The 14,055-nt window shown below is 76.2% G+C and carries 12 protein-coding genes; 7 read left to right on the top strand and 5 right to left on the bottom strand.

Annotated elements, in window-relative coordinates; all coding sequences use genetic code 11:
* Window positions 1-860: BTAD domain-containing putative transcriptional regulator (locus ACFXAM_RS32795; RefSeq protein ID WP_380296799.1), on the bottom strand; the 860-nt coding region annotated here is incomplete at its 3' end.
* Between the two features lie 326 nt (window positions 861-1,186).
* On the opposite strand from ACFXAM_RS32795, the gene ACFXAM_RS32790 reads away from it, so the two are divergent.
* Window positions 1,187-2,209 (top strand): hypothetical protein, encoded by a 1,023-nt coding sequence (locus ACFXAM_RS32790; protein ID WP_380296797.1) that lies wholly within the window; start codon window positions 1,187-1,189, stop codon window positions 2,207-2,209.
* On the opposite strand, the gene ACFXAM_RS32785 is transcribed toward ACFXAM_RS32790, so the two are convergent.
* Window positions 2,203-2,601 carry a hypothetical protein gene (locus ACFXAM_RS32785; RefSeq protein WP_380296795.1) on the bottom strand — a complete coding sequence of 133 codons (399 nt, stop codon included), beginning with the start codon at window positions 2,599-2,601 and terminating at the stop codon, window positions 2,203-2,205. The two genes, ACFXAM_RS32790 and ACFXAM_RS32785, sit on opposite strands and share 7 nt — an antisense overlap.
* Entirely contained in the window at window positions 2,598-4,937 is a 2,340-nt protein-coding gene (locus ACFXAM_RS32780; protein WP_380296793.1) for a tetratricopeptide repeat protein, read from the bottom strand. The genes ACFXAM_RS32785 and ACFXAM_RS32780 overlap by 4 nt, the downstream gene beginning before the upstream one ends.
* A gap of 204 nt (window positions 4,938-5,141) precedes the next feature.
* Between ACFXAM_RS32780 and ACFXAM_RS32775 the strand changes: the two genes are divergently transcribed.
* On the top strand, window positions 5,142-5,309 hold the full coding sequence (locus ACFXAM_RS32775; RefSeq protein WP_380296791.1) for a hypothetical protein: 168 nt from the start codon (window positions 5,142-5,144) through the stop codon (window positions 5,307-5,309).
* 52 nt (window positions 5,310-5,361) lie between these two features.
* Window positions 5,362-6,204 carry an S-methyl-5'-thioadenosine phosphorylase gene (locus tag ACFXAM_RS32770; protein WP_380296789.1) on the top strand — a complete coding sequence of 281 codons (843 nt, stop codon included), beginning with the start codon at window positions 5,362-5,364 and terminating at the stop codon, window positions 6,202-6,204.
* A 25-nt stretch (window positions 6,205-6,229) separates the two neighbouring features.
* Here ACFXAM_RS32770 and ACFXAM_RS32765 read toward each other — a convergent pair whose 3' ends face one another.
* A complete protein-coding gene (locus ACFXAM_RS32765; protein ID WP_380296787.1) occupies window positions 6,230-10,588 on the bottom strand; it encodes a CHAT domain-containing protein in 4,359 nt (1,452 codons plus the stop codon).
* Window positions 10,589-10,662: 74 nt separating this feature from the next.
* Between ACFXAM_RS32765 and ACFXAM_RS32760 the strand changes: the two genes are divergently transcribed.
* Both ACFXAM_RS32760 and ACFXAM_RS32755 read left to right on the top strand, forming a co-directional pair.
* Window positions 10,663-11,049, top strand: a complete 387-nt coding sequence (locus ACFXAM_RS32760) for a hypothetical protein (protein ID WP_380296786.1) — start codon at window positions 10,663-10,665, stop codon at window positions 11,047-11,049.
* A 7-nt stretch (window positions 11,050-11,056) separates the two neighbouring features.
* On the top strand, window positions 11,057-11,881 hold the full coding sequence (locus ACFXAM_RS32755; RefSeq protein ID WP_380296785.1) for a hypothetical protein: 825 nt from the start codon (window positions 11,057-11,059) through the stop codon (window positions 11,879-11,881).
* Window positions 11,882-11,891: 10 nt separating this feature from the next.
* Here ACFXAM_RS32755 and ACFXAM_RS32750 read toward each other — a convergent pair whose 3' ends face one another.
* Window positions 11,892-12,662, bottom strand: coding sequence for a phosphotransferase (locus ACFXAM_RS32750; RefSeq protein ID WP_380296801.1), 771 nt, complete (start codon window positions 12,660-12,662; stop codon window positions 11,892-11,894).
* Window positions 12,663-12,840: 178 nt separating this feature from the next.
* Here ACFXAM_RS32750 and ACFXAM_RS32745 point away from each other — a divergent pair, with 178 nt between their 5' ends.
* Both ACFXAM_RS32745 and ACFXAM_RS32740 read left to right on the top strand, forming a co-directional pair.
* Window positions 12,841-13,284: a GNAT family N-acetyltransferase gene (locus ACFXAM_RS32745; RefSeq protein ID WP_380296784.1), complete on the top strand. Its 444-nt coding sequence runs from the start codon at window positions 12,841-12,843 to the stop codon at window positions 13,282-13,284.
* A 43-nt stretch (window positions 13,285-13,327) separates the two neighbouring features.
* Window positions 13,328-13,891, top strand: a complete 564-nt coding sequence (locus ACFXAM_RS32740) for a DinB family protein (protein ID WP_380296782.1) — start codon at window positions 13,328-13,330, stop codon at window positions 13,889-13,891.
* Window positions 13,892-14,055: the final 164 nt, after the last annotated feature.

The following is a 14,055-nucleotide window of genomic DNA, read 5'->3' as shown; positions in this document are numbered from 1 at the left end:
TCGCCGTCCGCCGCCTCCGCGCGCTCCGCGGCCGCGCCCTCCGCCGGGGCCGGGCCCGGCGCCACCGCGCCCGCGCCGCCGCCCGGTGCCTCCGGCGCGGCCAGGCCCGGATCGCCCTCCAGAATCCGCCGGTGCAACTGCTCCAGCTCCGCCCCCGGCCCCACCCCCAGCTCCGCCAGGAACAGTTGCCGCACGCCCCGGAACACCGCCAGCGCGTCCGCCTGCCGCCCGGCCTGGTACAGCGCGCGCATCAGCAGCCCGTACGCCCGCTCGTGCAGCGGGTGCTCGGTGGTCAGCGCGGTCAGCTCCGGAATGCACCGCGAGTAGCGGCCCAGCGCCAGGTCCAGGCCGATCCGCTCCTCCAGCAGCGTCAGCCGCAGCTCCTCCAGGCGCTGGCGGTGCCGCTCCGCGAACGGCCCGGGGATCCCGGCCAGCGGCTCGCCCTGCCACAGCTCCAGCGCCTGGTTGAGCAGGTCGCGGGCGCGCAGCGGCTCGGCGCGGGCGGTCCGCTCCGCCTCGGCGGCCAGCGCCTCCGCCTGCGCCGCGTCCACCGCCAGCTTCGGCAGGACCAGCCGGTAGCCGTCGCCCATCGAGACCAGGACGCTGCCCGCCGCCTTCTCCCCGGGCTCCCCGCCCTCCCCGGGCTCCGCCGGCTCCACGGCGTCGAGCACCTTGCGCCAGCGCCACGCGTACGTCCGCACGGTGGTCATCGCCGCGCTCGGCGGCTCCTCGCCCCACAGCGCCGCGATCAGGTCCGTGGCGCTCGCCGAATGGCCGGGCCGCAGGAGCAGCACGGCCAGCATCGCCTGCTGCTGCGGGCTGCCCACCTTGAGCGCCGTCGCGCCGCGGTGAGCCCGCATCAGACCCAGTACGGAAAAACGGAGATCGCCCATCCTGCCCCCTGCTGCCCAAGGACAGTGCCCGCCCCGCTCGTGCACATGTCAGCTTCTCTGTGACGTAATCAACCACCAGGCCGTGCGCGGTGTCGAGGCTCCGTTGAGCCTGTGGTGACCGCGCGTTGAACCCGCCCGGCCACAATCACCGTGCGGGGCCATCCGGAGACGGTCCGGTCCGCCCCCCTTCACCTCCCGCGACCGGGTACCCCCAGTAACCGGTCGTGATCGCCCCCGCCCTCGGCCGTCGGCGGCGTCGGGCGCCATGACGATACCTTCGGAGGCGGACGTCCGTGAACACCGCTTTGCTGTACAACTTGCTCGACGTCGACCCGGCCGACGGGCCGGCCGAACTGCTCCACCGCGCCCGCGGCAGCCGTCACCTGCCCCACCTCGTGCTCTCCGCCCTGGCCCGCGAGGACGTCCGGATGGGCGAGCCCGCCCGCGCCGAACTGCGCCGCGCCCGCACCCGTGCCGACCACTACGCCCGCCTCGCCCACGACCTCGCCCGCTCCACCGGGGTGCGGGCGATCCACGGCATCCCGCTGGCCGGCTACTACCCGTCCGGCCTGCTCCGGCCCCAGGCCTCCCTGGACCTGGTCGCCCCCGGGGAGGCCGCGCTCTGGCAGGCCGTCGTCCGCCTGGTCACCGACCACCCCGTGGAGACCATCGACGTCACCCTCCTCGGCGACCGCCCGCACCACACCGCGGTCACCGTCCGCTGGCCCGCCGAGGACCCGCTGCTCGACCCCTGGTACCGCGTCGACCTCACCACGGCCGCCCTCCCCGGCGACCACGCCGGCGTGCCGGTCCGCCCCTACCTCGTCGCGGACGACCACGTCGAGTGCCTGATCGCCCTCGCCGAGGCCCAGCTGCACACGCCCGCCGGAGCGGAACTCGACCCGCTCACCCTGCTCGACCTCTCCTGTCTCACCCACCAGCCCTTCGAACCCGCCGAGACCGCCGCCGTCCTGGCCGCCTACCGGCTGGCCCCCGAGGCCGCCGCCCTGCTCGACCTCGCCGCCCCGCGCCTGCCGCTCGGCACCCTCGCCGCCGTCCGCACCGCCCTCACCCCGGAACTCGCCCCCGAGCGCCGCCGCCGCACCGACGCCGCCACCACGGCCCCCCGCCCGAACCCCCGCCACGGCACCCTGCTGCGCCGCACCGTCATCCGCCACACCTGGGACGAGGCCCGGCTGCTCCCCGCCCCCGGCAGCACCACCCTGCTGCTCACCCCGGTCGCCGACTACCTCCTCGGCCCGGCCGACCGCACCACCGCCCTCGCCGCCCTCCACGAGTGGGACGCCGTTCAGTAACCGATCTCCTCCGCCTCGCTCAGATCCTCCACCCGCACCGGCCGCAGCCCCTCGAACCACACGGCCACCCCGAACGGCTCGCCGATCGGCAGGTCCCCTTCCGCGAACCGCAGCATCCACCCGTCGACGTAGACGTTCACCTCGGGCGAGTCCAGCGCCGCCGCCTCCTCCGTCACCCCCAGCTCGGCACACGCGAACCGCCGCGCCCGCTCCACCACCTCGTCCAGGTGCGCCAGCACCTCCGCGAGCCCGTCGAGATCCACCGCCCCGACGTCCTCACCCGCCTCGACCATGACGTTGACGTCCACCTCCCACCGCTCCGGCTCGGCGACCCCCCACACCACCAACCCACCCGGCCCGTCGCACACGTGCACCAGCGGTCCCACGTTCACCTTCCAGCCTCCAGCACCTTCCGCGCTTCCTCTTCGTCCCCGGCACGCCGGTAGGCCTCCGCCGCCGCCTCCCGCACCTCGGCGGCGTCGTGCCCGGCTTCCTCCAGGATCGTCGCCAACGTGCCCAGCGCCATCCCGTGCTGGTGGTCGTCCTCCAACTCCGCCAAGATCGCCGCCGCCCGCTCGCCGGCTTCGATCGCCGCCGTGAGCCCGCCGCGCCCGCGAAGCGCCAAACTCATGTTGCTCAGGACCATGGCCTCACGGAAGCGGTCGCCGAGCCGTTGGAATTCCGGCAGAGCGGTCCTGTATGCCGCCTCGCCCTCCTCGTACCGCTCAAGGGCCACGAGCACGCTGCCGAGGCTGTTCCAGCTCACGGCTTCGCCGAACTGGCTGCCGATACGACGGTGAATGGCCAGTGCGGTGCGGTAGACGTCCTCCGCCTCCGGGTACTTCTCCTGGTCCAGCAGCACGGACCCGAGATTGTTCAATGCCGCAGCTTCGTGATCGTCGTCACCGAGCCGTTGGAACGTGTCAAGAGCGGTGCGGAACGCCTTCTCGGCCTCGGCTAGGCGCCGAAGCGAGCTGAGCACGATCCCGAGGTTGATCCACGCCCCCGCGACCTCCCTGTCGACGCCGGTGGCTTCGGCCGCGTCGCGCGCGACACTGCACACGGTGTACTGGTCCTCGTGGAAGCGGCGGAGCGTCTGGTAGTCGAGGAGGGCGGCGGACATCGTGATGGGGATCCAGTGCCAGCGGACGGCGTGCGCGGCGTGAATGGCGGCGATGAGGTTGGGATATTCGGCATCCAGCCATCGCAGGGCCCCGGTACGGCTGCCGAACCGGGCGTGGTCCCCCTGGAGGGAGGGGGTCAGGTGGACGCTTGCGTCTCTCGCGGTGTTTCCGTAGAAGATGAGAAGCCGCGTCAGCGCTGCGGAAGTTCCGGACTCGTGCCGCCCCGCCAGCTCGGCCGCGTGTGCCCGAACCAGGTCGTGCATGCTCCACCGGTAGGTCTCCGGGTCCTGCCGGAGCAGGCTGGCCCTCTGTAGTTCGGCGAGCCGGGCCCGGACGTTGCCGACACCGGACAGCGCCACGGCGGTCTCCGTGGCAAAATCCGGGCCCGGATTGAGCGACAGCAGCCGGAACAACTCCTCCTGCGGGGGCGTCAGCCGCCGCACCGACCGTTCCAGGACCGCCCGGACCGTCCGCGTGCCGTCGTCCAGCAGGTCCAGCCGCTCCTTCGGGTCGGCCAGTTCCTCGGCCAGCTGCCCCGGCCTCAGGCCACGGTCGGCCACCAGTTGCGCGGCGGCGATCCGCAGCGCCAGCGGCAGGTACCCGCAGAGTTCGGCGACCCGCCCGGCGCCCTGGGGATCGTCGGCGAGCCGGGTGTCCTTGGGGAGCGTCGTCCGCACCGTGACGTCCAGCAGCTCGACGGCCCGGCCCGCCGGCAGCACGTCCAGGTCGACCAGACACGCACCGACTGCGGACAGGTCGTCCCGGGAGGTGACCAGCAGCCGGTGCGGCCCGTCCCCGGGCACCAGCCGCTCGAACTGCTCCACCCGCGAGGCGTTGTCGGCGACCACCAGCACCCCTTCCCCGTGCCCCGCCCGCAGGGCGAGCTGGGCGCGGTAGACGGCGGCGCGCTGGTCGTGGTCCGGCGGGATCAGATCCGGGTCCACGCCCAGCTGCCGCAGCACCCCGTCCAGCACCTGCCCGGCGTCCAGCGGCGTGTCGTCGTAGCCGCGCAGGTCCAGGAAGACGGCCCCGGCGAAGGCGCCGGCGGCCAGCGCGGCGTGGGCGGTCGCCAGGGCGAGCGTCGTCTTGCCGATGCCGCCCATGCCGCGCACCGAGGCGACCACGACGGCGGTCCCGGCGTCCTGCCCGAGCAGGTCGAGCAGCCCGCGGAGGTCCGCCTCCCGCCCGGTGAACCCGGCCGGGACGGCGGGCGGCGGCGCGATCACCGGCAGCCCGGGCGCCGGCTCCGGCCGCCGCTCCTCCGTCGCCCGGTCCAGGCGCTCGACCACGTTCACCAGCGCCGTGTACTCGCCCTTCCAGTGGGCGAGTTCCGTCCGCGCGGCGCTCAGGACCCTGGTGTTCCGCTCGTCGTACACCCGGCACGCCGAGACGAACGCCGACACGACCTCCCAGGGGTGCAGCCGGTGGACACCGGCCCGCCCCTTCTGCAGTTCGCTGATGACCGTCTTCGTGAGCCGCCCGCCGGTGTCGGCCTCGATCAGGCGCGGTCCGTCGGGATCACCCGCGTCCCTGCGCAACTGGTCGAGCCGCTGCCCGAACTCCCGCAGTGCCTGCTGCGCCTCCCGGCTCGCCCCTACGGCCACGCCCCGCCCCTCGCCCGTCGCACCCGGTCCGCGATCCTCCGCCGACCGGCCTCCCAGCGTAGTGCCGGGCGGCGGCGCCGGGCTCCCCGCTCCGCGATCCTCCGGATCCGTCCGCGATCGCCCTCGACCACCCCTCCCGACCGGGACCGTGACGTCCGGCCGACCGGCCAGGACACCCACGCACCCACCACCAGGGAGGCCCCGATGCCCCGCAGGAAGCGCCCCACCCCGCCCACCGCCCCCACCCCTGTCCCCGGCCCCGGCCCCGATCACCCCCACCTCCCCACCGAACTCGCCAAGGCCGCCACCGCCGGCACCGCCCGCGCCCTCGCCGCCTGGCTCCTGGAGCGGCTGACCACCCTTCTGGACTGACCCGGGTCGTACGCTGAAGGGCACCAGGTTTCTGCGACGGGAGGCGTGCGGCATGGCGGAGCAGCGGGCGGAGCTCGGGGTGATCGGCGGGTCGGGGCTGTACGCGCTGCTCGACGACGTGGCCGAGGTGGCGGTCGGGACTCCGTACGGGCCGCCCAGCGACTCGCTGTTCGTCGGGGAGGTGGGCGGCCGGCGGGTGGCGTTCCTGCCCCGGCACGGCCGGGAGCACGGGATCGCGCCGCACCGGATCGACTACCGGGCGAACCTCTGGGCGCTGCACTCGCTCGGGGTGCGCCAGGTGCTGGGGCCGTGCGCGGTGGGCGGGTTGCGGCCGGAGTACGGGCCGGGGACGCTGCTCGTGCCCGACCAGTTCGTGGACCGCACCGCCGCCCGGGCGCAGACCTTCTACGACGGCGTGCCGCTGCCGGACGGTTCGGTGCCGGGCGTGGTGCACGCACCGATGGCGGACCCGTACTGTCCGGCGGGGCGGGCTGCGGTGCTGGAGGCGGCGCGCGGGGCCGGCTGGGAGCCGGTGGACGGCGGCACGCTGGTGGTGATCGAGGGGCCGCGGTTCTCCACCCGGGCCGAGTCGCGCTGGTTCACCGCCAACGGCTGGTCGACGGTCGGCATGACGGGCCACCCGGAGGCCGTGCTGGCCCGTGAACTCGCGCTCTGCTACACCTCGCTGAACCTGGTCACCGATCTGGACGCGGGCGTGGAGAGCGGTGCGGGCGTCACCCACGCCGAGGTCCTGGAGGCGTTCGCCCGCAACGTCGACCGGCTGCGGACCGTCCTGTTCGCGGCGCTGGAGGCCCTGCCGGCCACCCGCACCTGTCCGTGCGCCCACGCCCTCGACGGCTTCACCCCCGGCCTGCCCGGCGTGCCGGGGGAGTAGTCCCCCGCAGCCCCGACCGCCCCGCTCACGCCCCCGCGTGCACGTACGCCGCCCACAGCTGCGGCCGCTCCGGCAGGCGGCGCCGCAGCTCCCGGACGGTGTGGTGCAGGGCGAGCGCGCTCGCCGAGGGGTCGCCGTCCCCGGCGGTGACGCGCCGGTAGAAGTCGCGGGTGACCTGCTCCGCGTGTTCGCCGTCGATCTCCCACAGCGTGCCGACGACCTGGGGGAACCCGGCGAGCAGGAAGGCGCCGGTGATGTGGATCGCCTCGTCGCTGAGCCGCTCCGAACTGCGCGCCGTGCCGCAGGCCGTGAGGAAGGCCAGCCGGGCGGCGTCGGGCCGGGCGCGGCAGATCTCCAGGACGGAGAGCTGTTCGCCGCTCGGCAGGTGGAGCCGGGCGCCGGACGGCTCGTCGGGGTCGGCGGCCGCGTGGCAGCCGAAGTGCGCCCACCTGGTCCCGCCGAGTGCGCCGAGCACGGCGGCGCGGGTGGCCGCCGCGCCGACCAGCGGCGCGGGCGCGCCGAGCAGCCCGGCCGCGTAGCGGGCCGCCGCCGCGACGCCGGGCAGTTCGTCCTCGGGGACGGCGACCAGCAGCGCGTTCGCGTACCCGGCGTCCCCGGCACCGGCGCGGGCCCCGGCGCGGGCGCGCGCGTACGCCAGGGTCTGGAAGCCGGGCACGTAGGACGACACGACCGCGTCCAGCGCGGCCCCGCAGCCCCGGCCGCCGCTCCCGCAGTCCGCCGACGCCGGAGCGCACTGGGCGGCGTGCAGCGGAAGGGCGTTGAACACCCCGGTCGGCACCCACCAGATCCTCGGCCACGCCCCGCCCTCGGGCACCGCCCCGGCGGTCCCGAGGTGGTCGAGCACGGGCCGGACGACCTCGTGCCACGTCCAGGACAGGCAGCGCCGCACGGTCGCCGAGGCACGCACCAGCACCGCGGGCGAGGGCCGGGCCCGGCCCCGGGCGTTGATCGCGTCGACGGCCTCGCGCAACTGCCGGGCGTGCTCCGTCACTTCCGGCGTCTCCGGGGCGAGCAGCAGCGCCGTGATCCGCTCCCCGGTGACGACGACGGCGTGGCAGTGCTGGGGCCCCTGCTGGAGCAGCACCACCGGGCCGTCCCCGGCCAGGTGGCGCAGCCGCTCGGCGGTGAGCGGTCGCAGGAATCCCTCGAAGCCGGGCAGCCGGCGGATCCGCCCGATGAGGTCGTCCAGCGCCCGCGAGGCGTGCAGCGCGTCGAGCCTGGCCCGCTCGGGCAGGACCTCCGGGTGCGGCCCGGCGATCTCGTCGGTGATCCACTCGAACGCCTCGGCCGCTTCCGGGTGGGCGGCCCGCAGCTCGCTCACGTCGACCCGCGCCTCGATCCGCCGGGCCAGCAGCAGCCCGCGCCCGCGCTCCAGCAGCTCGACCGCCCGGTCGACCTCGGGTCCGTCGATGACGCCGAGTCCGGTCTCCACCAGCATGTTCCGCTGCCCCGCGCCGCTCCACCGCCCGGGCACGTGGCCCGGATCCACGACGAGTTCCACGAACCGCCGGGGCGCCTTTCCGAGGGTGATCGCCATCAGCACCAGGTCGGTGATGCCCCGCAGGTCCCCGTCGAAGGAGACCAGCGCGTGTTCCGCCGACTGCTGGTCGCTGCCCCGGTCGGTGACCTGGGGCAGCAGCTCGACGGCGGTCTCGATGTGGTCGAGGGCCGCGTCGATCCCGCCGCCCTGTTCCGGCGGGCGCCGCACCGCACCGGCCGCCGCACCGATCGCGTTGTGGGCCCGCATCCAGGCGGGCAGCGTGGGGATGCTCGGGAAGGGCGCCTCGCCGGTCCCGGCCGAAGGGCCGAGGAAGTCGCCGAGGACGGCGGAGAAGCCCTCCGCGGAGAAGAGGGCCAGGGGGTCGCGCTCGGCCGCGGCGTCCAGGAGCCGCGGGAGTTCCTCGGAGCTCGCCCCGGCCATGGTGACGAACGCGCGCAACCCCTCGACGAGGGCCCCGGGAGCCTCCGGGGCGATGACGTCGACGATCCGACGGGCCTCGTCCAGCAGCGGCGGCAGCCCTGCCGGGTCCTGCCGGCGGACGATCAGGGCCCGTTGGACGAGCACCCTGGTGTAGGTCAGCGCGGCGTTCAGCCGGTGGGGGTGGCCGGGCGGGCAGGCCTCGAACGTCTCGCGGCACCGCTCCACCTGATCGTCGGTGATGGAGCTCTTCGGGCCGCCACCGGGACCCACCGCGTCGAGCAGGTTCAGGTAGTTGTCGCCCGCCCGGTCCAGCCCGAGCCGCGCGGCGGCCGGGTCGTCGCCCGCCCGGGCGGCGAGCTCCTGGAGCCGCAGGGCCGCCTGCCGGGCCCGTTCGAGCTGGGCCGGCTCGTGGCCCAGGAGGTAGTTCTGCAGCGCACCGTGGAGTTCCATGACGGCCGTCGAGGACGCCGACTCGATGTCCGAGGGTCCGCCCCCGTCGCCCCCGTCGCCACCGGTGCCGACGGTCCCGGCGCGCCTCGCGGCCGCCTCGGCCCGTACCGCCGCCGCCTCGCGGGCGGCCTCCGGGTCGAACCGCAGGGCCGAGATCAGCGTCAGCGTCCAGGCCAGGGCGTCGTCGGCCGCGGGGTCGCGCTCGGGGGAGTGCGCCCGGGCGTAGCGCAGGAGCGTCACGATCTCGTCGGCCGACGTCAGGTCGCGCGAGGCCGCGCCGTGGGCGTACAGGGCGGTGCCCAGGGCCGCGGACAGCCGCGCGCGGTCCGGGGAGTCGCCCTCGGGGAGACCGGCCAGGAGGTCCCGCAGCACCGCGACGTTCTCGGCGAGGGTGCCGGGGTCGCCGGGACTGCGGTCGGTCCGCCCGGCGAGGTCGGTGAGGCGGGACAGCATGGCGGCCGAGGCGGCCAGCTCCGGATCGTCGAAACCGCCGTCCGGCCGGGCGAGGACGGCCATGGCGGCGGCGTACGGCAGGGCGAGTTCGTAGTGGCCGGAGCCCAGCGCGGTGGTCAGCGGGGTGCCGGGCGGAGCCGCGGCCGCCGCCTGCCGGCCCAGCGCCCGGGCCTCGGCGTCCAGCCGCGCCGCCCGTGCGGGGTCGGACGGGCGCAGCTGTCCGGCCCGCAGACCGAGCAGGGAGGCGAGCACGGCGTCGTAGGCGTAGCGGCGCGGGTGGTCCGGGGCCACCGGGGCGAGTGCGGCGCGGAACCGTTCGATCCGCTCGTCGGTGACCGGCCCGTCGTCGGGCGACGCCGCGATGGAGAGCACCTCCATCGCGATGACCGGCGGTCCGTCCGAGCGCTCGTAGGCGTCCCGCACGAAGGCGAGCGCCTCCTCGGGCGCCAGGTCCCCGGCCTCCGCCCCGTCCTGCGCCCCCGGCTCCCGGGCCCGCAGTTCGGCGGCCTCGCGTGCCGCCCCCTCGTCGCCGAACACCCGGGCGAGCGTCTCCAGGGCCTCGGCCAGGACACCGGCGACGGCACCGCGTTGCGGATTCCCGGCCGGGGTGGCGGCGAGGGCCGCGCGCAGCCGCCGGACCGCGCAGGCGACCCGGCCGTGGTCGTCGTCGGCCACCCCGCCGTTGGCGAGGGCGATCCCCATCAGCAGGTCGAACTGCCCCGGCCAGGCCGTCGCCCGGGCACGGAGCTCCCGGACGTCGCGCAGCGCCTGCACGGTGGCGGGCGGGAGCGTCCCGGGCGGCGCCGCCGCGATCAGCCGCTCGGCCTCGTCGACCGCCGGTACGCCGAGCAGCCTGGCCGCGTCCGCCACGGCACCGAGGGCCGCGGTCAGCAACTCGGCGCCCTCCGGGGGCAGCAGGCCGCCCCGCGCCTCGGCGATCAGCGCCTCGCACACCACCCGCCCGTGCCCGGCGGCGCGGGCCAGCGCGTCGGGATCGGCGGCCAGCTCGAAGCGGGCCGCCTCGAAGCGGAAGGCCTGCAACTGCGCCACGGGGTCCGACGCGTGCTCCGGCGGCAGCAGGCTCCGCGCCAGGCCGGACCAGGCGAGCGCGCGGTCCAGCGCGGCCCGCCGGACGTCCTCGGCGGTGTCCGGCGCGAGCGCGAACTCGCCGTGGGTGTCGGCCACCAGGAGCGCGAACCGTGCGTCGTGCAGCGGATCGGCGGCGTCGAAGCCGGCCTTGAACGGCTCGGGGAACACCGCCGACGCGGGTGCGCGGGGGTACAGGAAACCGAAGGTGAAGCTCATGACGGCGGTGTTGCGGCCCGCGTCCGGATCGGCGGGGCCGGTGTGCCGCAGGCAGAACGTCCAGAAGACCAGGTTGACCGCCGCGAGGTCGACCTCGCCCGCCGGGTCGGCCGTCACCTCCCGCAGCAGCGCCAGCGCGTCCTGCGCGGCCTCCGGAAGCCGCAACGCGGCCCCGCCCGAGGTGCTCTGAGCCGCCGACAACCGTGCCGCCACCCGATCCCGGACCTCGCCCACCGTGCCACCGTATCGTGACGTATCGTCATTCCGCAGGGATACGAAGGTACTTCCTGCGGACGAACGGAGCACGGGTGGGAAACGACGCCAAGGCGGAGCGGGTCCTCGCGGACGCCGTCGAGTACCTGTGCCGCAACGCCGGGGAGTTGCGCGACCTCCTCGGCCCCGCCTGGGACGCCCCGTTCGCCGTCGTCCGCGACACCGCACCGGCCGAACCGGCCTGGCGCGACGCCCTGCGGGCCCTGCACGAGGCGGTGGAGGCGGCCGGGGTCCCCGGCGGCATCGGCCTGCGCGCCACCCTGGGCGTCGGCGCGTGGCCCGCCGGCCCGCCCGCCCGCTCGGTCGGCCGGATCTGCCCCACCGGCCGCTGCGCCCGCGTCGACCTGCCGGAGAAGGAGCCCGCGGAGGGCCCCGATCCGCTCTGCGCGCTGACCGGCGGCCCGCTCCGCCCGGTGGACTGAGCCGCCGGTGGGCCTGCTCCTCGAACTCCAGAAACGCCTGCCGGACGGCTGGTTCCTGCGCCGGCTGCTCCCGGCCGCGCTGTTCGTCGTGGTGGCCGTGGTCGGCGGCGGACAGCTCGGCCGGGCGCACTGGTCCGACCTCGGCCGCGCCCGCGCGGGCATCGCCGGGGCGCTGCGCCCGGGCGAGGGGCCCGGCTCGAACGGCGCCGCGGTGCTGGTGCTGCTCGCCGCCGCCGCGGTGGCGGCCGCCCTCGCCGTGCCGTTCGCGGCGGGCGTGATCGGCGCGCTGGCCTCCGGCGCGTGGCCCTGGTGGCTGTCACCGCTCGGCCGGCGGCTGACCGCGTGGCGGCGGCGCCGCTGGTCACCGTCCGACGAGATCGCCCGGGAGGCCGTACGGGCCCGCGCCGCCGGCCGGGAGACGCGCGCCGCCCGCCTGGACGCGCTGCGCGCCCGGTCCGCCCCCGCCGAACCGGCCGGGCCCACCTGGTGCGGCGACCGGCTGCGGGCCACCGAGCGGCGCGTCCTGGAGACGACGGGCACGGACGTCGCCGAGGCCTGGACCGGCCTGTTCCTGGGCGCCCCCGATCCGGCCCGCGAGGCCCTGGGCGCCGCGCGCGACGCCTACGACGCTGCCTGCGAGGCCCTGGTGTGGGCCGTCGCGTTCACCGTGCTCGGCGCCTGGTGGTGGCCCTCGGCGCCCGCCGGGGTGCTGCTCGGCCTGGCCGCCTGGCGGGCGCTGCGCGGGGCCGTCGAGGCACTCTGCCGCACCACCGAGGCGGTCGCCGCGCTCCCGCCGACGCTCCCGCAGCCGCACGACGGCCCGGAGGCGTAGGACCCTCCCCTCAGCCGTCGAGCAGGGCCCGCAGCCACCGCTCCTCGCGCTCCTCGATGTATCCGGTGTTCGCCAGCCAGGTGTCGCCGTGCCCCTCCTGCCACAGCCGCGTCCACGGCTGGACGCCGAGGCCCGCCTGCTCGCGCAGGAAGTCGTGCATGGCCCGGGTGCGCCGCCCCAGCATCGGCACCAGCCGCCGCCGTTCGTCCTCGTCGAGCCCGTAGGCGTCGACGAACGCGCGCAGCCGCCCGGCGGCGTCGGCACGCCGGAAGGCCGGATCCGCGGCCAGCGGGAGGAAGCCGTGCGCGGCGTAGGCGAGGTCCCAGAGCCGGGAGCCGGGTGCGGCGGTGTCCCAGTCGATGAACGCCCACCGGTCGGTGTCCTCGTCGGCCACCAGGTTCCACGGCGCCAGGTCCTGGTGGGCGATGATCTCGCCGGCCGCCGCGGAGTCGTCCCGCATCAGCACCTGCCACCGGGCGTCGGCCGGCGGTGTGAACCCCGCCACGGCGTCGTGGAACTCCCGGATCAGCCGGGCCACCCGGGCCAGCCGGGCCACCGGGTCCAGCAGGGCGAACCGGTCCGGCCAGACCACCCGCCCCGGCACGAAGTCCAGCACCTCCCGCCCCTGGTCGTCGATGCCCAGCGGCCGCGGCGCGGCCCGGAAGCCCGCCTCGTGAAGGTGCGTCAGCAGTGCGTGCACGGCGGGCGTCCACGGTCCGGCGGGCCGGCGCACCGTGTCCCCGATCCGCACGACGCCCGCGGTGGCGTTCCCGCCGGCCAGCCGCTCCTCCTCGTGGTCCCGCACGTCCCGGCGCTCCCGTTCGTTTCCGTAGTCCCGTTCGTCCACGCGCGGACCCTATCGGCCCGCACGGCCGGAAGCACCCGGATTTCGTTGCGCCCCGGCCGACTTGGCCCGAGGCCCGCTGTCTCCCGCGCCGGGATTCTGTCAGCATCACCCCATGGAGATCCGCCGCGTCACCCGCGCCGAGGACGTCCAGGCCGCCGGGCACCTCTTCGAGTCCCCGCCGCTTCCCGAGGCCACCGCGCGCTTCCTCGCGGACGAGCGCCACCACCTGCTGGTCGCCTACGTCGACGACGCGCCGGCCGCGATGGTCACCGGGGTCGAGACCACCCGCCCGGACCGGGGCACCGGGATGTTCCTCCACGAGCTGGGCGTCGACGCGCGCTTCAGCGGGCGCGGCATCGGCCCGGCGCTGACCTCGGCCCTCGCCGACCTGGCGCGCGACCTCGGCTGCTCCGGCATGTGGGTGGTCACGGAGGCGGACAACCCGGTGGCCCGCTCGGTCTACCGCAGCGCCGGGGGAGTGTCGCAGGCGGGGCCGCGGGAGGTGTTCGTCTGGTCCTTCGACCTCTTCGGCGACACCGGCGCCGCCCCCGCGTGAAACCCGGTGGCGGTCGGGCCGGTCGGCGACGATCATGGCGAGAATGAGCGAACAACCCGCACGCTGGACCACGGCGACCGTCTACCCCGACATGTGGATGGACCCGGACGACGACCCGCGCGACAACGAAGGCCCGGCCCCGGACGGTGAACTGGCGACACTGCGGGAGGCGGTCACCAACTACCGCCTCACCCTGCGCCTGAAGTGCGACGGCCTGGACGCGGAGCAGCTGGCGCGCCGCTCGGTGCCGCCGTCGACGATGTCGCTGCTCGGCCTGGTCCGCCACCTCGCCGAGGTGGAGCGCGACTGGAACAACTGGATCACCGACGACGAGCCGCTGCCCAAGCTCTACGGCCCGCGGGACTCCGACTTCGACGGGGCCGTCGCCGACCGGGCCGTGGTGGACGCCGCCTTCGCCGACCTGGAGCGCGAACAGGCCGCCCTGGACGCCACCCTCGCCCGGCACTCCGAGGACCTCGGCGTGCGCCTGGGCCGGGAGAAGCTCGCCGTCCGCGAGGTGATGGTGCACATGATCGACGAGTACGCCCGCCACTGCGGCCACGCCGACCTGCTGCGCGAGTGCGTCGACGGCCGCGTCGGCCAGTAGCCCGGACCGGGACGGCCGGAGGGGCGGGCGCCCCCCTGCTCGCTGTTCCGCCCACCGGCTCCGCCGCCGGGGCCGCGCCCGCCAGGCGAGGGCCGGGGCCCGGGGGGGGGGCCGGGGGGGGGGCGCCGCGCGCCCGCCGCGGGGAGGGGCGGGGCGCCCCGGGG

It is taken from the genome of Kitasatospora sp. NPDC059462, from assembly GCF_042749955.1.
Lineage (GTDB): Bacteria > Actinomycetota > Actinomycetes > Streptomycetales > Streptomycetaceae > Kitasatospora.
This window is presented reverse-complemented; position numbering and strand designations above follow the sequence as displayed.

Excerpts from the sequence above, each read along its gene's own strand:
- ACFXAM_RS32770 (WP_380296789.1), top strand. The coding sequence starts at position 5,362 with ATGGCGGAGCAGCGGGCGGAGCTCGGGGTGATCGGCGGGTCGGGGCTG.
- ACFXAM_RS32745 (WP_380296784.1), top strand. The coding sequence starts at position 12,841 with ATGGAGATCCGCCGCGTCACCCGCGCCGAGGACGTCCAGGCCGCCGGG.
- ACFXAM_RS32775 (WP_380296791.1), top strand. The coding sequence starts at position 5,142 with ATGCCCCGCAGGAAGCGCCCCACCCCGCCCACCGCCCCCACCCCTGTC.
- ACFXAM_RS32740 (WP_380296782.1), top strand. The coding sequence starts at position 13,328 with ATGAGCGAACAACCCGCACGCTGGACCACGGCGACCGTCTACCCCGAC.